Origin of the sequence: Nostoc sp. FACHB-280 (assembly GCF_014697615.1) — a bacterium.
Classification (GTDB): domain Bacteria; phylum Cyanobacteriota; class Cyanobacteriia; order Cyanobacteriales; family Nostocaceae; genus Nostoc_B.
Window position 1 is genome coordinate 171,828 of record NZ_JACJSD010000001.1, and the last position, 21,163, is coordinate 192,990.

The 21,163-nt window shown below is 41.1% G+C and carries 20 protein-coding genes; 10 read left to right on the forward strand and 10 right to left on the reverse strand.

The window, feature by feature from the left end:
- Positions 1-39: 39 nt before the first annotated feature.
- The gene (locus tag H6G75_RS00635) at positions 40-1,536 is read left to right on the forward strand and encodes an HlyD family efflux transporter periplasmic adaptor subunit (RefSeq protein WP_190978080.1); all 1,497 of its coding nucleotides are present in this window, start codon (positions 40-42) and stop codon (positions 1,534-1,536) included.
- A 212-nt stretch (positions 1,537-1,748) separates the two neighbouring features.
- On the opposite strand, the gene mraY is transcribed toward H6G75_RS00635, so the two are convergent.
- Together mraY and H6G75_RS00645 are read right to left on the reverse strand one after the other, a co-directional pair.
- Positions 1,749-2,855 carry a phospho-N-acetylmuramoyl-pentapeptide-transferase gene (gene mraY / locus H6G75_RS00640; RefSeq protein ID WP_190978081.1) on the reverse strand — a complete coding sequence of 369 codons (1,107 nt, stop codon included), beginning with the start codon at positions 2,853-2,855 and terminating at the stop codon, positions 1,749-1,751.
- A 76-nt stretch (positions 2,856-2,931) separates the two neighbouring features.
- On the reverse strand, positions 2,932-3,174 hold the full coding sequence (locus H6G75_RS00645) for a DUF3134 domain-containing protein (RefSeq protein WP_190978082.1): 243 nt from the start codon (positions 3,172-3,174) through the stop codon (positions 2,932-2,934).
- Positions 3,175-3,426: 252 nt separating this feature from the next.
- Here H6G75_RS00645 and H6G75_RS00650 point away from each other — a divergent pair, with 252 nt between their 5' ends.
- The 5 genes from H6G75_RS00650 (at position 3,427) to H6G75_RS00670 (ending at position 8,408) form a co-directional block, all read left to right on the forward strand.
- Positions 3,427-4,011, forward strand: a complete 585-nt coding sequence (locus H6G75_RS00650; protein WP_190978083.1) for a PAP/fibrillin family protein — start codon at positions 3,427-3,429, stop codon at positions 4,009-4,011.
- A 421-nt stretch (positions 4,012-4,432) separates the two neighbouring features.
- Positions 4,433-4,642: a photosystem I reaction center subunit IV gene (locus H6G75_RS00655; protein WP_062286960.1), complete on the forward strand. Its 210-nt coding sequence runs from the start codon at positions 4,433-4,435 to the stop codon at positions 4,640-4,642.
- A 281-nt stretch (positions 4,643-4,923) separates the two neighbouring features.
- Positions 4,924-5,760 (forward strand): DNA-formamidopyrimidine glycosylase, encoded by an 837-nt coding sequence (locus H6G75_RS00660; RefSeq protein WP_190978084.1) that lies wholly within the window; start codon positions 4,924-4,926, stop codon positions 5,758-5,760.
- A gap of 242 nt (positions 5,761-6,002) precedes the next feature.
- Positions 6,003-7,061 carry an RNA 3'-terminal phosphate cyclase gene (gene rtcA / locus H6G75_RS00665; protein WP_190978085.1) on the forward strand — a complete coding sequence of 353 codons (1,059 nt, stop codon included), beginning with the start codon at positions 6,003-6,005 and terminating at the stop codon, positions 7,059-7,061.
- Between the two features lie 222 nt (positions 7,062-7,283).
- Positions 7,284-8,408, forward strand: coding sequence for a site-2 protease family protein (locus H6G75_RS00670; protein WP_190978086.1), 1,125 nt, complete (start codon positions 7,284-7,286; stop codon positions 8,406-8,408).
- Between the two features lie 89 nt (positions 8,409-8,497).
- On the opposite strand, the gene H6G75_RS00675 is transcribed toward H6G75_RS00670, so the two are convergent.
- Entirely contained in the window at positions 8,498-9,274 is a 777-nt protein-coding gene (locus H6G75_RS00675; RefSeq protein WP_190978087.1) for a Uma2 family endonuclease, read from the reverse strand.
- 179 nt (positions 9,275-9,453) lie between these two features.
- Between H6G75_RS00675 and H6G75_RS00680 the strand changes: the two genes are divergently transcribed.
- The gene (locus tag H6G75_RS00680; RefSeq protein WP_190978088.1) at positions 9,454-10,770 is read left to right on the forward strand and encodes a Tudor-knot domain-containing protein; all 1,317 of its coding nucleotides are present in this window, start codon (positions 9,454-9,456) and stop codon (positions 10,768-10,770) included.
- Between the two features lie 86 nt (positions 10,771-10,856).
- Here the strand turns inward: H6G75_RS00680 and H6G75_RS00685 are convergent, their stop codons facing one another.
- Together H6G75_RS00685 and H6G75_RS00690 are read right to left on the reverse strand one after the other, a co-directional pair.
- The gene (locus H6G75_RS00685) at positions 10,857-12,011 is read right to left on the reverse strand and encodes a cupin domain-containing protein (RefSeq protein ID WP_190978089.1); all 1,155 of its coding nucleotides are present in this window, start codon (positions 12,009-12,011) and stop codon (positions 10,857-10,859) included.
- Between the two features lie 238 nt (positions 12,012-12,249).
- Complete coding sequence (locus H6G75_RS00690; RefSeq protein ID WP_190978090.1) at positions 12,250-12,507, reverse strand: hypothetical protein; 258 nt, start codon at positions 12,505-12,507, stop codon at positions 12,250-12,252.
- A 465-nt stretch (positions 12,508-12,972) separates the two neighbouring features.
- Here H6G75_RS00690 and H6G75_RS00695 point away from each other — a divergent pair, with 465 nt between their 5' ends.
- The 3 genes from H6G75_RS00695 (at position 12,973) to H6G75_RS00705 (ending at position 14,787) form a co-directional block, all read left to right on the forward strand.
- On the forward strand, positions 12,973-13,578 hold the full coding sequence (locus tag H6G75_RS00695) for a VWA domain-containing protein (protein ID WP_190978091.1): 606 nt from the start codon (positions 12,973-12,975) through the stop codon (positions 13,576-13,578).
- Positions 13,579-13,679: 101 nt separating this feature from the next.
- Positions 13,680-14,285 (forward strand): VWA domain-containing protein, encoded by a 606-nt coding sequence (locus tag H6G75_RS00700; RefSeq protein WP_190978092.1) that lies wholly within the window; start codon positions 13,680-13,682, stop codon positions 14,283-14,285.
- 100 nt (positions 14,286-14,385) lie between these two features.
- Positions 14,386-14,787, forward strand: a complete 402-nt coding sequence (locus H6G75_RS00705; RefSeq protein ID WP_190978093.1) for a salt stress protein, Slr1339 family — start codon at positions 14,386-14,388, stop codon at positions 14,785-14,787.
- A 123-nt stretch (positions 14,788-14,910) separates the two neighbouring features.
- Here the strand turns inward: H6G75_RS00705 and H6G75_RS00710 are convergent, their stop codons facing one another.
- From H6G75_RS00710 to H6G75_RS00730, 5 genes are all read right to left on the reverse strand, one after another.
- Positions 14,911-15,270: a helix-turn-helix domain-containing protein gene (locus H6G75_RS00710; protein ID WP_190978094.1), complete on the reverse strand. Its 360-nt coding sequence runs from the start codon at positions 15,268-15,270 to the stop codon at positions 14,911-14,913.
- 95 nt (positions 15,271-15,365) lie between these two features.
- The gene (locus H6G75_RS00715; protein ID WP_190978095.1) at positions 15,366-15,998 is read right to left on the reverse strand and encodes a TenA family protein; all 633 of its coding nucleotides are present in this window, start codon (positions 15,996-15,998) and stop codon (positions 15,366-15,368) included.
- Positions 15,999-16,135: 137 nt separating this feature from the next.
- Positions 16,136-17,090, reverse strand: a protein-coding gene (locus H6G75_RS00720; protein ID WP_242051428.1) for an IS630 family transposase whose coding sequence is annotated in 2 segments (ribosomal slippage) — positions 16,136-16,748 and positions 16,747-17,090 — 957 coding nt in all. Because the reading frame shifts where the segments join, the coding sequence is not laid out codon by codon here.
- A 486-nt stretch (positions 17,091-17,576) separates the two neighbouring features.
- A complete protein-coding gene (locus H6G75_RS00725) occupies positions 17,577-18,056 on the reverse strand; it encodes an RNA-binding protein (RefSeq protein WP_190978096.1) in 480 nt (159 codons plus the stop codon).
- Positions 18,057-18,763: 707 nt separating this feature from the next.
- Positions 18,764-20,974 (reverse strand): M48 family metallopeptidase, encoded by a 2,211-nt coding sequence (locus H6G75_RS00730; RefSeq protein WP_190978097.1) that lies wholly within the window; start codon positions 20,972-20,974, stop codon positions 18,764-18,766.
- Between the last annotated feature and the right edge of the window lie 189 nt (positions 20,975-21,163).

Genomic DNA, 21,163 nt, shown 5'->3' on the forward strand with positions numbered 1-21,163 from the left:
CTCTAGCCCCTAGTCCCTCCTATTAAATTTAAAAATTTTATGACTTCTCCCCTATTTGCTAATGCTGCTCAAGCGCGTCAAACAAAACAGCGATTCGCCAAGCCAGAGGATCAACTGTCTTATGAGTTAGGTAAGGCAGTTCAAGAGTTGCCACCGCTTTATACTAGATTGTTAGCCGGAACCATTAGTTTAGCGTTATTCGGCACGATCACCTGGGCGCATTTCTCGGAAATTGATGAAGTAGCGATCGCCCAAGGGGAATTAATTGCTTCAACCCAAGTCAGACCTTTGACATCCCTGGGGAATGGGATGATTTTAGCGGTGAAGGTGAAAGAAGGCGATCGCGTCACCAAAAATCAAGTATTAATTCAACGTGATCCCGATTTCCAAAAAACAGACGTAAACCGCCTGACAGAATCTAGCAAGTTGATTAAAGATGACTTAGAACGTTTGGATGTAGAACGCATCGGTGGTCAAAGCACTGGCGAGAAACTACAAGATGAACTGTTGACTGCACGCTTACGCGATTATCAAGCACGTCAAGCCAGCGCCGAAGCCGAAGCCAACCGCCAACGCGCCCTCCTCGACCAAGCAAAAGTCCGCTTAACAAGATTGCGAGAAAATTTAGAAACTGCCAAAACTGCATTAGTTAACTCCAAAGCTAACTTAGCTAATGCTCAAAATATCCGCGCCACAGTCAAAGAAGCATTAACAATTGCCAAAAATCGAGAAACCAAACTCCGCACCTTGATTACCCCTGGTGCTGTCCCTAGAGTTGATTACTTAGAAGCCCAAGAAAGATTAAATCGGGCTACCGCAGATGTTACCAGATCAGAAGATGAAGTGACTAATGCTAATAATAGAGTCGCAGAAGCACAGGATCGAGTGGTATCTCTCGAAAAAGACATCGCAGCCCAAGTCCAAGAAGTTCGTCAAGCTGAAGAAGCTTTTCAAGGGGCGCGTAATCAAGCACAACGTGTAACATCTGAGCGTCAAAGTGAAATTTTGACTCAAATGAACAAGCGCAAAGAAGAATTAACCACCGTCTCTGGTCAATTAGCCCAGGCGAAAAAGCAACAAGACGGAGAAACCATCAAAGCACCTGTAGCTGGGACAATCTACAGAATTAAGGCGACCAAAGGCCCCGTGCAATCAGGGGAAGAATTACTGTCTATCTTGCCAGATGGTGAAGAATTAGAACTAGAAGTAAAAGTCCTCAACCGCGATATTGGCTTTATTCGTCCAGGAATGAAAGCAAAGGTTAAAATGGCGACTTTTCCTTTCCAAGAATTCGGCACTATTGATGGCACAGTCGTACAAGTTAGCCCCAATGCTGTAGTTGATAAAGACTTAGGGTTGGTTTTCCCCACCAGAATTCAAATGAATAAACATTCCCTAAACGTACGGGGTAAAGAAGTAGTATTTACACCCGGTATGGTAGCTACAGGCGAAATTGTCACGCGCAAAAAATCAATTTTAACTTTCCTGATCGAACCCGTAACTCGCCGATTTAGCGAAGCTTTTTCTGTTAGGTAACAGGTGACAGGTGATAGGTGACAGGTGACAGGTGACAGGTGACAGGTGACAGGTGATAGAGGCTAGGGACTAGAGACTAGATGAATGTATTTGATTGGAGTGAAAAACGCTGTTCCCCTTATCATCCTTGTCTTCCTTGTCCCCCTTCCCTATAAAAAAAGAACCCTCGAAATTTCGAGGGTTCTTTTTTTTAAATCAGTTTTTTAAATAAATTAGAAAGGTGCGATCGCTAAACAAATGACAGCTAACATGGCAGCTATGACATAAAATACAGCCACAACTTGTAATTCTGACCAGCCACCCAACTCTAAATGATGATGTAAAGGAGCCATTCTTAACAAGCGTTTGCCTTTGCCATCTGGGCCTTTTGTCGCTTTGTAATAAGCAACCTGCGCCATTACAGACAAAGTTTCCACAAAGAAGATCCCACTGAGGATAAATAATGCTACCAAGCTGTTGGTTAACAGTGCCACAGCCGCTAACGCACCACCTAACGCCAGAGAACCAGTATCACCCATAAATACGCGGGCTGGGTTGCGGTTGTGTGCCAAGAAACCTAAGCAACTACCACTTAAAGCCGCACAGAAAACCATCAACGGTAGGGAAGTTGGGGCGACTACAGCACCTAAAGCCAAAAGTGCGATCGCGACAGTTCCACCTGCTAAACCATCAATACCATCAGTTAAATTAGTTGCATTACTCTCTGCCACCAGCACAAACCCTGCCAACGGCCAAAACAGGAAACCTAAAGGCAGTGCAAAGCTCACCCAAGGCAAAGCAATATTTGTAATATTAGAAGGCTGATTAAACATTAACCATATACAAAACAGCACTGCAAACCCAATTTGCAAAGCTAATTTCATTTTGGGAGAAATCCCTTTATTGGACTTACGGCGGAGAATTTGCCAGTCATCAATCCAACCAATAAAACCATAGCTCAGTGTTAATGCGGAGACAGCAACAACTTCTGTGGCGAAATTAGACATTATACAGGCAACGATCGCCGCTACCGGGATGAAGAATATCCCGCCCATTGTTGGTGTGCCTGCTTTTTTTAGATGGGCTTGTGGGCCATCTTCGCGGATAATTTGTCCAGTTTTGAGTGCTTGTAGTAGAGGTACTACCACATAACCCACAGCAGCCGAAATCACTGCACACAACAACAAAGGCATCGTGAGTGATGTGTTTTGCCAAGGCAATCTATTGCCCATCAAATCACAAATTACTGCCGCTAAACCCAGCCCGGTGGCTAAGGCAGAAGCGAGACCGATACCAGAAAAAATGTTTAATCCTTGGTTAGGAGACAATTTAGCGTCCACAGGATGTTCCCTTCACTCCACACTACAAAATTTAATTACAGGGACGACAGCTATCACCAAGTCCCTAGCCTGCTGGCTAATCTTCGTCAATAGCTATATCGTCATCATCATCATCAAGATAGTCGCCAATGCCATCTTCTCCACCGAGAAAATCTGAGATTTCTTCGTTTTCTTCCTCAGAAAAATCAGGTTCATGCACATCACGCGCTATTAAACGACCATTGGATTGCAGCCAATCTAAGAGGGAAGATTCTTGTTTTAATGGAATTACAGCAGCGCGTTGGTTGCGGGGTTCTTCACGTAAGGGAGAATTCAACATATCGACGAAGAAACAAAATGTTAATGTAACTAGACATTAAGCAGTCTATCACTTGAAACGTAATAATTTAGTTATTTATTGATTCAAGTCTTGCCTGCTGAAATCCGTAAGTTAGCAAAAATATTTTATTTAATAGTGGTAGTACAAATAGGAATAAATTCTTAAAACTTTTGAGAGCTTGATACATAGGGCAACAATAATTCGACTTAAGGTGGATGAATTTTACACATTTTTGATTTGGGGTAATAAACAATGATGGGCAAGGCGGCTTTAATCAATGCGATCGCACCAACCAATCGTGGTTTACTGGCTACTGAGCCACAAAAACAAGCTATCTTAGCTGCGATCGCTAATTTAGAAGACTTTAACCCAACACCACGCCCAGTAGAAGCAAGTTACTTGCTAAATGGAAATTGGCAATTACTTTATACCACTAGTAAGGCGCTTTTAAACCTAGATCGTTTACCTTTTTGTAAACTTGGTCAAATTTATCAGTGTATTCGGGTAGAAACTACCAGCGTTTACAACATTGCTGAAATTTATGGCTTACCTTATCTCGAAGGATTAGTCAGCGTAGCAGCTAAATTTGAGCCAGTTTCCGGTCGTCGCGTCCAAGTAAAATTTAATCGTTCTATTGTAGGTTTACAACGTTTAATTGGCTACACTTCACCAGATAATTTTATTCACCAAATTGAATCAGGTAAAAAGTTTTCGGGAATTGATGTCCCAATTAACAGCGAAAACCAACAAGGCTGGTTAGACATTACTTATATAGATGATGATCTCCGCATTGGCAGGGGTAACGAGGGTAGCGTATTTGTTTTAACTCGAACATAAAGTTTTCCTTTTGTGTGTTTTGGCGAACGAGAACGAAGTTATTTCATCATGTGCGCTTTGTCAAGGAGGGTCTGACCCCATTCTAGGTATAAGAATTTTTCTGAGAACCTAACGAGAGGAAGATATCAAGCGAAAAAGTATGAAGTGTGAAGTCTAAAGTATGAAATCTTATCCTTTAGCCTCCTACCCGGTGGGTGAATCTCGACTTCGCTCGATTACCGCGAAGTCGAACCCACGGACTCCTGCCTCCTGCCTCTGGTGGGTGAATCTCGACTTCGCTCGATTACCGCGAAGTCGAACCCACTGCCCCATGAAATCAGATAAATAACTTAACAAACCCTCTAGCAACGACCTTCAGGTTGTAGAGTGAAATCAAATAGCCCTATATATCGGCAATTGATAACTAAAAGGGAAGATAATCATGGTTCAACGTGGTTCTAAAGTACGTATTCTCCGCCCAGAATCCTACTGGTTCCAAGATGTCGGCACCGTGGCTTCTATCGATCAAAGCGGCATTAAATACCCAGTAATCGTCCGTTTTGATAAGGTAAATTACTCTGGCATCAACACCAATAACTTTGCCTTAGATGAACTAATCGAAGTAGCTCCTCCGGCTAAAGCTAAAAAATAAGTAGCAAAGCTCAAAGGGGATTCTTTAATGGGATGATGAAGGGAAGCTTTAAGTATGTAGAATGAAGCCTAAAGTTTCAGTTCTTTCATGCTTCCTCTCAGCCTACTCTAAGTCAGAGAAACTGCCCTGCGGGTATTTACGGTTTCTGTTCGATAGAATAGATATTTACCCCTAAGTGCTTACAGTACTTCCTCTCATCTTTCCCAACCAGAATAGGCAAGAGATTATGTCCCTGAGCCTTTTCGATGATCCCTAGATAATTTGCTTACTTATCAGTTCCAATGCCTGAACTGCCTGAAGTTGAAACAGTCCGCCGGGGTCTAAATCAATTGACCCTGAATCAAAACATTACGGGTGGAGATGTGTTGCTCAATCGCACCATCGCCTACCCGTTTTCTGTTGATGAGTTTATTCAAGGAATCCAAGGTGGTGCCATCATGACTTGGCATCGCCGGGGGAAATATCTTCTCGCTGAACTTTCCCCTGGTGCTGGCTACCTTGGAGTGCATCTGCGGATGACTGGTCAATTATTATGGCTGCACCGTGATGAACCACTGCACAAACACACAAGAGTCAGACTATTTTTTGGGGATCAACAGGAATTGCGCTTTGTTGACCAACGCACCTTCGGTCAAATGTGGTGGGTTCCCCCAAAAGTGCCGGTCGAAAGTGTCATTACTGGTTTAGCTAAATTAGCAGCCGACCCGTTTGCACCAGAATTCACCGTTGCGTATCTGGCTGCTAAACTCAAAAATCGCCGCCGTCCGATTAAAACCGCATTATTAGATCAATCTGTCGTCGCGGGATTAGGTAATATCTACGCCGACGAAGCATTATTTAAATGTGGCGTGTTACCAGAAACCTTGTGTACAGATTTGCAACCGCAGCAAATTGAACAGTTACGTAAAGTCATCATTGAAGTTTTAGAAACTAGTATTGCGGCTGGCGGTACCACTTTTAGTAATTTCCTTAACGTTAAGGGGATCAACGGTAACTATGGTGGTGTCGCCTGGGTTTACAATCGCGCTGGGGAACCTTGCCGAGTTTGTAACAATGTGATTCAGCGAATTCGGTTAGCTGGCCGTTCTAGTCATTTTTGTCCGCAGTGTCAAAGTTAGTTATAGACATAAATTACGCACAAAGATTTATTGTAGAGACTGAGTGTAAGAGCTTTAGATACATACACTCCTCAACCCCTACTCCTCTGCTAGGTATACATAGCAATATTGGGTGGTGATACTACTACACCCCTGACAATCTTTGTGCATCAGTCCTGATTACCTGTGTTTATTTTTGGTCATCTGTGGTTTAATTGTCAAAACTTGGGCATTACCCAACATCCATCATTCAAACACTGCTCATGATTGACATTGACGGTTCCTATGGGGAAGGAGGCGGACAAGTTCTCCGTACTTGCTTGAGTTTGGCCGCTATCACAGGTGAACCTATTCGCATTGCCAATATTCGCGCCGGACGCAAAAAGCCAGGGTTAGCGCCACAACACCTGACAGCAGTTCGGGCGGCGGCAAAGATTTGTCAGGCTCAACTACAAGGTGATGCGTTGGGTTCAATGATGCTGGAATTTATTCCCAGTAGCCCAGTGCAAGCGGGAAATTATACTTTTGATGTCAGTGAAGTGCTAGAAGGTGGTTCGGCTGGGGCAATTACTTTAGTTTTACAAACAATTCTTTTACCTTTAGCCTTAGCCAAGGGTAATTCTCAAGTAACATTGCGCGGTGGTACTCATGTGATCTTCAGCCCGACAATGACATACATTGAGCAGGTATATCTGCCTATGCTCCAGCGTATGGGTGTCAAAGCATCTGTGAAATTAGGTGCGTGGGGGTGGTATCCCCAAGGTGGCGGAGAGGTAGCATTGCAGGTGAGTGGTGGTAGTCAATTCAGTGGCATACATTTACTAAAACGCGGCAATTTACGCCAAGTACGGGGACTGGCGGTGGTGACAGAATTACCTGCTCATATTCCTCAACGGATGGCAAATCGGGCTGAGAAAATATTACGCATAGCAGGGTTCAAGGTGTCTATACAAGCTTTACGGGAAAGAGGCGTGGCGGCGGGAGCGGGGATTTTCCTGACGGCTGAATATGAGAATAGCTTGACAGGATTTGGTGGGTTTGGGCGGTGGCGGATGTCATCGGAAAGGGTGGCTGAAATTGCCTGTGAACAACTGCTGAAGTTTCACCAAACAGGTGCGCCTGTTGATGAGCATTTAGGAGATCAGTTAATTTTGCCAGCCACTTTGGCTACAGAAGCAAGCCAGTATCATGTAGCGAATATTAGTACCCATTTGACAACCAATGCAACGGTGATTGAAAAATTTGGACTGTCGCGGGTCATGGTAGATGAGGTGGAGAAGATTGTGAAGGTAATGCCAATATCTCACGCAGAGACTTGGTGAGTAAGAGTTTGAGAGATATTTTTCGTCTTTAGAGGCAAGCAAGACTTTTAAATCTGTTACCTGTCACCTGTCGTCTATGACCTCTATACCAAAATTGGTAAACCGCACTTTTCAGGGCGGTAAGCACAACTCTGGGTTGATTTTAATATTTGTTACGTTTCGTTACACTAAAGACATCGAGAGGAAAACTAAATCTCTCGGCAGCTTTCAAAGGTGAACGACATGAATGGCACAATTCGCGTTGGTAATCTCTTCGGGATTCCGTTTTACATCCATCCGTCATGGTTTTTGGTGTTTGGCTTAGTAACCTGGAGCTATAGTAGTGGACTTTCAGCCCAATTTCCCCAACTGTCTGGGGGGTTAGCATTGCTACTAGGATTGATGACGGCGCTGTTATTGTTTGCTTCTGTCGTTGCTCATGAATTAGGACATAGTTTTGTCGCTTTACGCCAAGGAATTGATGTTAAATCCATCACATTGTTTATCTTTGGTGGTTTGGCGAATTTAGAAAAAGAATCGAAAACTCCCGCAGGAGCTTTTTGGATTGCGATCGCTGGCCCGTTAGTCAGTTTATTATTATGTGGTATTGTCACCGTAATTGGTGTGACAACACCTGTATCAGGGCCACTGGCAGCAGTTCTTGGTGTTTTAGCTTCCGTTAACTTAGCCTTAGCATTGTTTAACTTGATTCCTGGTTTGCCTTTAGATGGTGGTAATGTCCTCAAAGCTCTGGTGTGGAAAATTACAGGCAATCCCTATAAAGGTGTGACCTTTGCCAGCCGAGTTGGACAGGTGTTTGGTTGGGTGGCGATCGCTTCTGGTATACTTCCACTAGTATTTTTTGGCAGTGCAGCTAATTTCTGGAATTTATTAATTGGCTTCTTCTTATTACAAAATGCTGGAAATGCAGCCCAATTTGCCAGAGTCCAAGCAAAGCTTGATGGGTTAACAGCCGCAGATGTCGTTACAACTGATAGCCCCATCATCTCTGCAAATCTCACTCTCAGAGAATTTGCTGATGAACAAATTCTGCACAAACAAGACTGGAAACGCTTCTTAGTGACAGATGATGCAGAACAATTAGTTGGTGCGGTTACACTCGATGACTTGCGAAAAATTCCGACAACTCTGTGGACAGAAACTCAAGTTAAAGAAATCATGCGCCCAGTTGCTGCATCCACCACAGTACAATCAGATCAACCCCTCCTAGAAGTCATCCAGCTACTAGAACAACAAAAACTCTCCGCTTTAGCTGTAATTCGGGAAAATGGCGTACTCGTGGGGATTTTAGAAAAAGCAGCGATTATTCAACTTTTGCAAGGACAAGCTGTAACTAACCCTGCATAAATGTTTCATCACAAAAGACTCCTTCTCACACCTCCTTCAGTTCATCTGAGGGAGTTTTTTTGTGAGAACAGTATAAATCCAAAATTGTTTTACTCTGCATCTATACCCAATTCTCGTAGCTTTGCTAATAATACAGCTTGACGCTGACGTTCAATTTCCAATTGTGCGATCGCGTCATCGGCGCGTTGGCGTTCTTGTTCAGCGCGTTGGCGTTCTTGTTCAGCTTGTTCGGAACTCCATAGCAACAAATTACCGGCTTCATCCCACCATCGCAACCAATAAATATTCATCCCTAAGCGAGTTCCGCGCCAAATTCCTAAAAATAATTCCAATTCGGGAATCCAAAATTGTCCTGATTCTGTTGGTTGTTGCAATACATATCGTCCATTTTCCAGACGCAGGACTTCTAAGCTGACTTCGTAGGGATTAAAAATTACATAAACGGGAACTTGCAATATTTGTTCGTAAAAATAGAGTTTCCCATAGGGAAAGGTGGGACGAATCGAATATTCTCCGTTATCGGTATCTGATAAAAATTCCATTACCACAGCCACATTTTCACCTTCGATGTTGGGTGTGTAGCTGCGCCGAATTACACCTGTACCCACTGGTGAAACACGAGGTATATATAGCCAATCAGGTGCTTTAACAACAGTTTTTTGATTAATATTAGCAACGATGCCAAAGTTAGACGCAACTAGCATCTCTGGTTGAATACGATTGGCTGTAGCTAACGCTTCTGTTAAAGCTGCTGCTAAAAAAGGCTGTTGAATATTTTCCTGTGGATCATCGGGCAGAATAAAATCATCTGGGAGTTTTTCCCAAGTGACAACAGGGTTTTGGCGCTGAGGTGCGGCTAGAACCATGATGGTTAAAATGTCGCTGGTGGACTTGGAAGCTCATGCAAATATTTTACAGTGCTTTTTCGATGGTTGAAATTCATAGGTATTGAGAGATATCGAGAGATTGTCTGGGAAAACAAAGTTACTTTTGTGTCTAGTTCGGGAACTCTAGCAATTAAGGTTTTGTTTTACAAGGACTTCTTATGGATAAATCCATTGTTCAGTTAGTTGATGAGTTACCCAGTGACAATATTACTGTCAAAGTTCTCAAAGCCCTTGATTATGTAGCGCCGGGACAGTGGGATAATTTGGTGGGATTTGATAATACTGTGCGTGCGATTACTGGTGAAACTGATGCGAATGTGATTCAAAGAATCCGCGATCGCGCCGATAGCATATACTTAGATCCACAAAACGGTTATCAAGCAGCAGTCAAACTGTATCAAATCATCGACAAAGCCGATGCAGCAATGGGAACTGCGGCTTTAGCTAACAAAGTGAGCGAAAAAATTAGTTTTCTCTCATTTTTAGGTAATATTACGCCCAAAGCCGATGTCACCCAAACAATTGACTTAGTTCTCAAAATTGCTGTCGAAATCATCGCCTTCTGCAAAATTAACGGGATTCCCCAACCAAACCCCCAAGAATTTGCCAATACTTTAGCGAATAACTATCAAAATGCTTCCCTGATGCGGATGGCAGCTTTGGTATGTATCGATGGTATTCTACCTTTAGGCCCCGACTTTCTGATTAAAATTCAGGAAATTATTGGCGGTGCTAATGCTAGTGATGCGATCGCTCAAAACCCTGTTTTCCAAGCTGTTAATAGTTCTTTACCTGGTAATAGCCCAGCTGATAAAGTTGGTTTTCTTTCCCAAGCCTTTAACTCAGTCCAAGGCTGGATGAATGGACTTGTCGCCAAGACGGGAATCACACCACAGTCAGTTGCTAAGGGTTTGAGTAGTTTTGTGCAGATTGCTGACGATAATTTAGACTTTGTAGCCGCCGTCTTAGATCAAACTACAAATTACTTTGAGCATACAGGTATTCAAACTGTTGCCCGCAGCATCATTTTACAAGCTCACCCTCTAGTCAAAGCCGAAATTGCCGAAGAAGCCAAAAAGCCACAAAAACAAGATACTGCATCCGCCAGTAAGTCCAAATCAGATACCAGCCAGTATGCAGTCAATAGCACAGTAGAAGTCTGGGACGAAGAAGACGAAGAATGGTATAAAGCCACAATTCAGAAAATTAAAGACGACCAATTCTATATCAATTACATCGGCTATGGTTCATCTTCTGATGAGTGGGTTGGTGAACAAGATATTCGGATTCGTGACATTGAATCATCCGATGATAATGGATTTGCTGTTGGTCAAAAAGTTAAATGCTGGGATGATGAAAACGAAGAATGGTATACTGCCACAATTGAAGAAATTCGCGGTCAACAATACTTTGTGCATTATGTTGGTTATGACTCATCTTATGATGAGTGGGTTAATTTAGCAGAAATTTGCTAATACAGCAGAAGGCAGTGGTTCGGCTACGCTCACCAAGCGGTAAATGTAGAGACGTTATATGTAACGTCTCTACATGGTTTTTGTGTTTACTTAACTAACAAAATTCCTTCAGTTACAAGATTTGTAATTAGAGGAATAATGTCACCTTCTAAATCTAAATCTGGCGACCAGTCAGCAATATCAAATAAATTAAATTCATCACAATTAAATAAATTTTCTACTAATTTTTCGGGTATACCTTTAAGGTCAATTTGTTTAGAACCAACGCGCACTTGATATTGTCCGTCATCAATTTGTTTAATCCGAATCCTGTGTAGTGGCGACCAAATAAACTGAGTTGTAAATAAATTCGGAAAAATATTAGTTCCCATTTGAGCGGGTAAACTAACTAATAACTGCGGTTGATGTTGATAATTGAGCGATTCTATATATCTGTGGAAAATATCCGGTTGCTGTAAGGTCTCAATTAAATGCTGACGCAATGCACTTAACTGTTTTTCTATCACATTTATATTGCTATTGGCGATCGCTGGTAAACTTTGCCGCCAATTGACATTTTCACATAAATCTTTGATCAGCCAATCAAGCCAATCAAGCCCTGTTTGACATTCAATCCCAACCGTGAGGTGAAGAGATGGCTGTTCACAAGCCACAGCATAGTGCCAATGTCCTCTAGGGATGTACAATAAATCTCCAGCTTGCAACACACATTCGAGATAAGGCTGCTGTTGTGGTTGCTGCTGTTTTGATGATGGCATATCTGCGGTAGGATATAAAACTGTTGGTTCATAAACAAACCATTGTTTTTCACCCTCCATTTGCAAAATCAAGACATCATGAGTGTCGTAGTGACAATCAAACCCTTGCTGTTTGGCTGGTGAACAATATAAATTAATGTGGGTTTCATAGCCAATTTCATGGCGCAGATTTGCTGCGAGTTCAGCGACAGCCGGTATTCGATGATGTACACCGTTGATAATTAGTGTAGCGCCTTGACGCAGGCGATCGCTCCACTCTTGCCGATTCCTTGTCTCTGGCAAAGATTTGCCATTTATTGAAAAGTGTAAATCTGGTTCTTTGAGCTTATGATAATTCAGTAGTTCATTCAAATCTTTCCACGCAAAAATTTTTTGCCATCTTTGAGAATTATCACTTGAAATATGAATTGCTTTTTCTGTCCAGAACTCCGTAAAAAATTTATCTAATGAAAAGTATGTTAGTAATTCTTGTATGGTTCTCATATCATGTTAATTTTTTTTAAATTGACTTTCAATTTATCAATTTTATTAATATCTAATAAATAAAGGGGCAGGGGTATAACATTCCTATTTGATATATGGCAACAGGCGATAATAGAAAGATGCTGATAAATTATTTAGGATTGCTATATCAATCAATGCCCCTTTCAAAAGGATAAAACTCAGAACCTGAATTCTAAAAAGACCTAATGATGAATAATTAGCTTTTTAGATACAAATTCTAATCACCATCATCTCCACTGTCACTGTCACTGTTGCTATCGTTATTGCTGCTGCTATCGCGCTCACTATTATCAGCTAAACTTAGTTTGGCAGATTCGCCACCTGCTAAGTCAACTACACCAAATTCGATAGAAGATGTACGCTTTAACTCAGATTGTGATTCAAAACTAGCAGCTTGAACCGATTGACTTCCTACAGGTAAAAACAAACCGAAACTAGCACCGATGAGTAAACCCAAAATGATTTTAGGATTCATGTGTAACTCTTGATTAATTACAAGATAGACGACTAGTCAGAAATCAAGCTAAAATTTCTTGTTTCTTCCTTAATGTCTATACTTAAATTTATGAATGAAAAAAACATGAATCATACGTGAGAATATCCCTATCTACTTTTTGATATAGATATCTCATTTTAATGCCATAATATTAGATAAGTTTTCCGCATTCAGTCTGATTGCGAGATGTAATTGACTATCCCAAAGATAGATGATTTTTGTAAATGCAAACTATACCAAATAAAACTGAATTTCGGACTTATTGTCTCAAATTGCGATAAACCTGAGTATCTTTGTATTCTGACCTTCAACAAATACTGTGTTATAAAAATCACATCATTTATAATACTTAGTAATTCTGTTAATTTATACCTAAAAGGCTTGCCGAGTTACAAGACTCGTAGACTAGACTAGTAGCACAACAGAACAATTAGCAAGGAAAATATGATGAGCGATCGCGACTATACATTAATCTTAGACAAAAGCGGTAGTATGTCTACACCTGATCAGGCAGGTGGTAGAAGTAGATGGGATATAGCCCAAGAATCTACTCTGGCTTTAGCACGAAAATGCGAACAATTTGACCCAGACGGCATCACTGTATATGTATTTTCTGGCAGATTCAAGCGTTACGACGATGTGACATCAGCTAAAGTTTTACAGATTTTTCAAGAAAATGACCCCGCAGGTACTACCAACTTGGCTGGTGTACTGCTTGATGCAACCACTAATTATTTTCAACGTAAAGCCGCTGGTAAAACCAAACCCAATGGTGAAACAATATTAGTAATTACTGATGGTGAACCTGACGATCGCAAAGCTGTATTTGAAGTAATTATCCAAGCATCTCGTCAAATGGAGCGAGATGAAGAACTGGCAATATCTATTATTCAAGTAGGTTCAGATCCCCAAGCCACAAAGTTTCTCAAAGCCTTAGATGATCAATTACAAGGTGTCGGAGCAAAATTTGATATCTGCGATACCATCACTTTAGACGATTTAGAAGAAATGAGTCTTGCTGATGTCTTGATGAATGCAATTACAGATTGAGCTGTTAATAGTCAATAGTCAATGATTAGTAAATTTCTGATTTTTACCAGATGACAAATGACTAATAACAAATGACTAATAACTAATTGGAGAACTTAATTATGCTAGACAGCCGAGATTATACTCTAATTATTGACAAAAGTGGCAGTATGGCGACCCAAGATCAAAAAGGTGGGAGAAGTCGCTGGGTTGCAGCCCAAGAATCTACTTTGGCTTTAGCTAGTAAGTGTGAACAATTTGACCCTGATGGGATTACTTTGTATGTATTTTCGGGAAGATTTAAGCGTTATGACAATGTAACTGCTAGTAAAGTTACACAAATCTTTCAAGAAAATGATCCATCAGGAACAACCGATTTAGCAGCAGTATTAAAACATGCCACTGATGATTATTTTCAACGCAAAGCTGCCGGTAAAGCAAAGCCCAATGGCGACACAATTTTAGTAATAACTGATGGAGAACCAGACGATCGCAAAGCAGTCATGCGAGTTATTATAGAAGCTTCTCGGCGGATGGATAGAGATGAAGAACTCGGAATTTCCTTTATTCAAGTTGGCACAGATCCCCAAGCTACTCGGTTTCTGAAAGTATTAGATGATGAACTGCAAGGTGCTGGGGCAAAATTCGATATTTGTGACACCATTACAATGGAAGATATGGAAGATTTAAGTTTGTCTGAAGTGTTGCTCAACGCTATTAACGATTAGGCTCACAATTCAACACTATGATTATTTTATCCGCGTGCATTCCTGTGCATCTGCGGTTAACTTTCATTTTAGCGATCGCTCACACATAAAAGTAACAAAAATGGACTCTATTGATAAACTATTAGCTCAAATCAAAGCGGAATATGATCCCGCCAAACCCACGCCTACACCACAACAACCAAAACCCGACATAGTTCCACCATTCATTTCTACACCGCCATCTAAGTCACAGTCGATTATCGATAATATTTTGGCGGATGTAAAAGCTGATATCGAAGCGCAAGCCGCAGCCGAGGAATTGCAAAGACAGCAAGAACTAGAACAAGAACGCATTCGCCAAGAACAAATCAAAGCTCAACAATTAGAACTTTTACAAAAACAAGCCAAAGAATGGTTAGATAAATTAGATCCTTTCTCTCCCGAAGGATTATGGTTTGAAGAATTCGCTAAAGGCTACCCCTCGAAATTAGCCGCAGCAGTTGAATATCTACAGACTAATTAAATTTTCCTAACATATCTGATTACTGATATATCTAATTTGTTTACTCAACCAAACTACCATCTTCCTTGTCCTCCTTGTCTTCCTTGTCCCTAAATAATAGGGATGTTTTTGAATTGGAATATTCTATTCTGAATTCCGAATTCTGACTCCTGAATTCTGCTGGAAATGTTCAACAGCCCAATCGTGCATTGCATAAAGAATCGGTTTCAGACTTTCCCCCAAGTTTGTGAGTGAATATTCTACTTTGGGAGGGATTTCAGCATAAACTTGTCGATGTACTATCCCATCTTCTTCCATTTCTCTGAGTTGCTGAGTCAACATTTTTTGTGTGATTCCCGGTAAACTGCGTTGCAATTCACCAAAACGTTTGACACCAGTTATTAATTCTCGAATAATTAAAACTTTCCAGCGTCCACCAATTACTTTGAGCGTAGTCTCTACTTCACAAGTTAACCTGCGATCGCTTTCTGCTTCTGCTTTCATAGTAAATTTTTAGTCAGTAATTATATATAGCCATCCTAAATGATTTACAAACCTCTCCCTCTCTTGTCTCCCTTGTCTGATTTACTCACAAAAAATCAAACCAGACTCCCATAATTCCACGCAGCTGCAAAAAAATCACGTTCGCACAGCATAGCGTAACGGTAAGTTGAATGAACCAAAGCGTGATTTGTGGCGTAGTTATCCACCAAACTTTCTAATTGCTGAGTTAGTGGTTGAAAATCTCCACTGCTGTAAGTCCGAATCCAATCTGCATATTGATGATGGGGAATACCATGACAAGCTAACTGTTCCCCCAAAAAAGCATATAAACGCATACAAGGTGACATCGCCGCCGCCGTTATCCCAACGTCACTACTCCAAGCTGTAGCTAACAAAAAATCTGTGTAGCGGCGAGTAGCTGCACCCGGCTCTACAGAGTGTAAATTAACTCCCCACTTGGCTGCATAGCTTTGATGTAGTTGTAACTCGGCTAAAACCCCACTGACTAAATTGTGAAATATATTAAAACCTTGCCAATCTGGTGCTTTCGCTGCGGCGATGCTATAAGCACGGGCAAAAGCTTCTAAGAAAAAAGCATCTTGTCCCACATAGTAAGCAAATTTAGACGGTTCAAGCGTACCATCAGCGATACCTTGTACAAAAGGATGCTCTAGACAAGCTTGCCCTAAATCTTGATTTGCCACCCATAATTCATGAGATAAAGTCATTAGTCATTTGTTGTCTATATAGTGAAAGAGGCAGAAGATACATCTGCCTCCGGTTAGACTGCTTAAGCAGTTCAGTAATATTTCCATAATTGATTGTGACACGTATGTATTGTTATTTCCAACGCTTATAGCATTTATCAATCTAGTGAAGTACAGTAGCAACAATGGGTAAACCAATTATGAATATCATTTAATGTGATTTGACTAAAAGCAGTTTCAATCGCTTTTGCTAAGTCTGGATAACTTCTAGCACCAATAGAACGTAATAAATTTTTAATTTTTGACCAACAATTTTCAATAGGGGAAAAATCAGGGGAATATGGTGGTAAATAAATCAATTTAGCGCCAGCGGACTGGATTATCTTCTCAATCTCTGCACCTTTATGGATTGAACAATTGTCGATGATTACATAAGCACCTGCCCAAAGTCTTGGAACTAATTTTTGAGAGATATAAGCCTCAAATGTGAGTCCATCAGTTGCACCTAAAATGCTATATTGGCTAATCACACCTTTCAGAGCGAGCGCACCAATTATAGAGACATTCTTACAACGTTTTTGAGGTCTTTGACCATGCGCTCTTTTACCTTTTTTAGAGCGAGCCGAGTGTCTTATTAAAGATAGATTAGCTCCTGCTTCGTCAATAAATATGAGATTTTCGGCTGGTATACCCTGAAGTTGAAGCCAGAATTGTACTCTTAATGATTGAACTCTTTCAGTTTCTTTTTCCGAGGCGTGCAATGTTTTTTTTTAGGCTGATTTCCATCTTCTGTAACATTCTATCTACTGTAGAAATACTAATTATGACTCCTGTTTTTTCTGCTAGAATTACGCGAATTTCTGCTAAAGTAGCATCATTGTTTGCTTCCACTATCTCTTTGAGAACATTAAATTGTTCAGCGTTTAGTTTTGGTGGTGTTTGTTCCGTCCTGACTTTAGGCGCAATACTACCTGTTTCTCTATACTGTTTTAGTAATTTCTCGATAAAACTTAAAGTTACACAAAATCTTTTGGCTAATTGACGTTGTGATATTCCCCCTTGTAAATATGTATCAAGAATTTTTTGGCGTAAATCGAGGGAATATGCTTTCATTTTTACCTTTCACTAGGATACGTACCTCTATTTCATTCAGTGTACTTCATTAGATAGATAAACGCTATATGCAACACTGAGTTAAATTTCATCACAGGTTACAAGTGATAGATTACAGATCATCTGTATGATGAGCTACATTACACTACGCTTACCAAAAGATTTGCTTTGTAAACAAACCCAGGAGAGACATAGTTAATACTATGCCTCTCCTGGTTTCAGAGTATTGATGTCCCTCACACTAGCGGTTCGGAACTCTGGAAGATTTGGACAAACTTTAGTCAAACCGAACTCTGTGTAGCTTGTTTTTTAGTCACTCTACTACCAACCAGCACTAGCTATGTTCATGACAAGCCGTTGTGCTTTTACGCTCTGTTAATTACAGTTGCCAGTAATCTTTAGATTCGCAAAGTCAGGACTTGTGGACAATTAAAAATTAAAAACCTGAAATTGGATTTTTAATTTTTAATTTCTCCATTGCTAGTCTTAATTTGTGGTTTGCGCTGCTAACATCTGCTTCAGCTTTTCTAGTTCAGATGCCCAACGGGGATCTGGACGAATTGCATCTGAGTCTGTTGTGGTAGTAGTTTCGCGTCCACCACCGCTACGCTTAGACTTCTTAGAACCTTTGTCACGGCGATTGCCTTCTTTGTTGCTGCTGGGAGTTGGGTTGTTAGCAGCTTTTGGCGCTTGTTCTTCGCCTTCATCACCCTTGGTACGGGGTAATGCTTTTTCTAGCTTAATGGGGGTATCTTTGAACAACTGACCATTATATTTTTCAATAATTTGATCAGCTTGTTCGTCATTGTTGACGGTTAAGAAACCAAAACCACGACATTTACCAGTTTTCCGGTCTTTAATTAATTTCGTGGTGACAGCATCGCCCTCGGCTGCAAAAACCGCTTGCAAGTCTTGGCGATCTATTTCTTCTTTTGGCAAATTGCCTATGTATAGGCGAACGGACATGAACTATACCTCCAGAGTTTAATGAACGAAGCAAGGCAAGAGAACAATCACTTGGTTTTGGCTGTTAATTAAATAGATGCTTTTGATTAAATTTGCCATAAACCAATTTTTTTTACTCCAAACTGTCAACTTATACAATACAGTTTTTCGTTTGGATAAAGCTTGTATATTACAAAAGCGCATACAACGCTCAGTTCATACCACCTTAATTCTAAAATTTGTAAATTTATTAGCCTACTGTCTGCCACAGTAAACATTTTTTTTGATGTCCTTGCCCGCAGAATTCAACACCATTCCTTACATTATCACGGTATCTTCTACGTAGCTAGTTCAGAACACACATTTCCGATTATATTGCCAATCAATAGTAACATAAAATACATTTTTTTCTCAAGAGCGAATATCTGAAACAAAAACCAGCCATTGGCTGGTCTAGCTGCTGCTGTGTTGGGAGGATAAAAGAGGCATTGGCGCAAGCATCTAACAACAATTACTTAGCCGGAATGCTAAGTTATGCTGGTTGTTAAATATATTGTTAATAAATGTAACACTTGTAAAGAAATGTTGCAAGTTTTGTCATCGCAGGAATTACGCATAAAGGTTGTCTATTCTTTCTTTGTCCTTTTGGCTCCTCCAGAGTTCGCCACTGAGGGAGTCGGGAAACCCGCCCAACGCAGTGGCTCACTTTTTACTTTTGCCTTGTTGTACTAGCCCATGAGAAAAATATAAGCACCCCAAGCTTGGGCGGCTACGGCTAAGATGGTAGACCAAATGGGATGAGGGCTAGAAATGGTGGTTCCTGTTTGAGTTTGGACGGTGTGGATATCAAGCCAAGGTGTTGCGCCGCGACGAAACCAGCCGACGACGGTAATTTGCCTACCAATCAAATCTTGCAATTGGGTTTTCTGCCCTAAACATAGCCAAGGAACGTGGTGTAACTTCACTAAACCTGTGCTGGATTGTAAGATTAAGTCTTGGGCAAGAGCGTTGGCTGTACCGGGACGACCTAGTAATTTGCCAGTCAGACAAATGCTAGTGCTATCAATGGGGATGGCGGATGGATTGGCTAACAAGTTCGGTAAACTTTGATCAGTTTGCCCATTCGCAGTTTTGAGATTCGGGAAAAAACTATTCATCCGAATAACCAAGCCAATGCTAAAACCAATCAGTAAGCAACCACTGACAAAGTTCCAATCTTCATAAATCCATTTCAAGTTTAAAAATTTGAGACTAAAAGCAGTTTGCCAACTCAACCAAATCAACCCTGCAAAGCCAAAACCAACGGGAATGCCTAAAAAGGGAGAGATTTGTAGTAAGAATGATTGGCGTGTAGTTTTAATAAATTGTTCGCTGCTGAGGTGCAGTTCGGTTTCTATGTGCCAGTGACGGGCGATTTGACACAGCCATTGAATGCGCTGGCCGATGGGTGGATGGCTATTATTAATGGCTAACCAGTGACGATAGGGATTGAGATAATCCCACATCAAGGCTGATTCAAAGGGAATATGCCCAGCTATGCTACCCAAAGATAAACTTTGTTGATAGCTAATAGGCATGAGCAGATTCAAACTTTCGAGCTGACAGTTGGTGTGTTGTAATTGTTGAATGTCATGGGCAGTACCGATCGCAATTTTTAAGAAAGCCCGAATTAAGGCATTAGGATTACCAGTAATTTCGGCTGCTAGGCGATCGCTATAATAATGACGTGAACGCGATAACCATAAAGCCGTCCCAGTCAATAAACACCACATTCCATAAGTCAGACTGGAAAATATATTAAACGGCCACTGCCAAAAACCGGGAGGAACATTGTTTCCCCACTGAGATATTTGCTGATATAAGCGATAAATCGGCAAAGTCACCAACAATACTAACGACATCACTAAATAATCACCGTGGGCAATATGTCCCAACTCAGTTGCATAAATCACGGCAATTTCATCATCTGCCAGTTGATTTAATAGCCCTTGACTGACGACAATTCGGGCATTGCGGGGCAGATTGCCATAAGTGAAAGCAATGGGTGTATTGATGGGGATAATTCGCAGATGAGGTAATTGCCAACGTTTTTGCTGACAGTAACGTTGCAGGACTCTGGCTGTTTCTCGGCTGCGGCTATGTAAAACATCCTTTGATAGCGGTTGCTGACTACAAAATCGCCCTAGTAACCAATCAAGTAACCAAGGGGAAACCGCACTGGCGATAATTAAAATGCCAATTACTATCAGCTTGGGGTCACGGTAGAAAAGTTGCAATGGTGCCAAATAGGGTAATTTGTCTAAAATTACATTCACCGAGACCATTGCTAACTTGAAAAAGAAGTCTATCACCCAAAACAAAGCCACCAGAGTTCCCAAGGCTTTTAACCGTAAGGGCAGTAATTTTGGTTTACGTAGAGGTTGCCAGACTTTGGCGCGTTTTGCTTGTCGCCAGTAAATATTTAATCGCTGAGTTGGTGTATATTCAGCCGACTCTATAAATTGATTTTGTGATCCTACAGGCGTTTCGATAAAAATATTTTGATAATTCCCTGATTGTGCTGTTTTTTCCAGCACAGGCTGTTGGACTCGTCTGGATGACACAGCCGATGAATTGCCGGGGTTTGTCGGTTGTTTTGATGTTTGAGAAGATACTTTTTTTGTTTTTTTACGTTTTGTTAAATGTGTCAGAGCGCGTTCTGCCCACTCTTGAACTTGGGGATTTTGGCTGTCTCTGAGAGTTTGACACAAAGCGATCGCCTTGCGGGCTTCACCAGTCCGGGCATAAGCCATAACTAACCCCACACGAGCTTGTAAGCTAGTAGTGCTGTTGCCTTTACTACTAGCCACAGGTTCGAGTTGAGCGATCGCTGTTTGGTAATCTCCCTGCTTGAGGGCAGTTAAACCAGCCTCCAAAGATGATTCAGCGCGTGAAGGCATAGAATTTCTGGCACTCCAATCTCTGCTAACTGACAGAATAAGGTAAAAGTAAAAATTTAAAAGGCAAAAGTAAAGAAGAACAAAGTCGCTCACCAGTCCCTAGACTGCTGCGCCTTGCGTTTTAGATATAAAATTTTCTTTTTACTTTTCACTTTTAGCTTTTGACTTTGAATCCACGGTGATATAACA

What these genes read in the sequence shown, in the direction of transcription:
- H6G75_RS00635 (WP_190978080.1), top strand. Translation starts at nt 40, where the DNA reads ATGACTTCTCCCCTATTTGCTAATGCTGCTCAAGCGCGTCAAACAAAA.
- H6G75_RS00645 (WP_190978082.1), bottom strand. Translation starts at nt 3,174, where the DNA reads ATGTTGAATTCTCCCTTACGTGAAGAACCCCGCAACCAACGCGCTGCT.
- H6G75_RS00650 (WP_190978083.1), top strand. Translation starts at nt 3,427, where the DNA reads ATGATGGGCAAGGCGGCTTTAATCAATGCGATCGCACCAACCAATCGT.
- H6G75_RS00655 (WP_062286960.1), top strand. Translation starts at nt 4,433, where the DNA reads ATGGTTCAACGTGGTTCTAAAGTACGTATTCTCCGCCCAGAATCCTAC.
- H6G75_RS00660 (WP_190978084.1), top strand. Translation starts at nt 4,924, where the DNA reads ATGCCTGAACTGCCTGAAGTTGAAACAGTCCGCCGGGGTCTAAATCAA.
- rtcA (WP_190978085.1), top strand. Translation starts at nt 6,003, where the DNA reads ATGATTGACATTGACGGTTCCTATGGGGAAGGAGGCGGACAAGTTCTC.
- H6G75_RS00670 (WP_190978086.1), top strand. Translation starts at nt 7,284, where the DNA reads ATGAATGGCACAATTCGCGTTGGTAATCTCTTCGGGATTCCGTTTTAC.
- H6G75_RS00675 (WP_190978087.1), bottom strand. Translation starts at nt 9,274, where the DNA reads ATGGTTCTAGCCGCACCTCAGCGCCAAAACCCTGTTGTCACTTGGGAA.
- H6G75_RS00680 (WP_190978088.1), top strand. Translation starts at nt 9,454, where the DNA reads ATGGATAAATCCATTGTTCAGTTAGTTGATGAGTTACCCAGTGACAAT.
- H6G75_RS00685 (WP_190978089.1), bottom strand. Translation starts at nt 12,011, where the DNA reads ATGAGAACCATACAAGAATTACTAACATACTTTTCATTAGATAAATTT.
- H6G75_RS00690 (WP_190978090.1), bottom strand. Translation starts at nt 12,507, where the DNA reads ATGAATCCTAAAATCATTTTGGGTTTACTCATCGGTGCTAGTTTCGGT.
- H6G75_RS00695 (WP_190978091.1), top strand. Translation starts at nt 12,973, where the DNA reads ATGATGAGCGATCGCGACTATACATTAATCTTAGACAAAAGCGGTAGT.
- H6G75_RS00700 (WP_190978092.1), top strand. Translation starts at nt 13,680, where the DNA reads ATGCTAGACAGCCGAGATTATACTCTAATTATTGACAAAAGTGGCAGT.
- H6G75_RS00705 (WP_190978093.1), top strand. Translation starts at nt 14,386, where the DNA reads ATGGACTCTATTGATAAACTATTAGCTCAAATCAAAGCGGAATATGAT.
- H6G75_RS00710 (WP_190978094.1), bottom strand. Translation starts at nt 15,270, where the DNA reads ATGAAAGCAGAAGCAGAAAGCGATCGCAGGTTAACTTGTGAAGTAGAG.
- H6G75_RS00715 (WP_190978095.1), bottom strand. Translation starts at nt 15,998, where the DNA reads ATGACTTTATCTCATGAATTATGGGTGGCAAATCAAGATTTAGGGCAA.
- H6G75_RS00725 (WP_190978096.1), bottom strand. Translation starts at nt 18,056, where the DNA reads ATGTCCGTTCGCCTATACATAGGCAATTTGCCAAAAGAAGAAATAGAT.
- H6G75_RS00730 (WP_190978097.1), bottom strand. Translation starts at nt 20,974, where the DNA reads ATGCCTTCACGCGCTGAATCATCTTTGGAGGCTGGTTTAACTGCCCTC.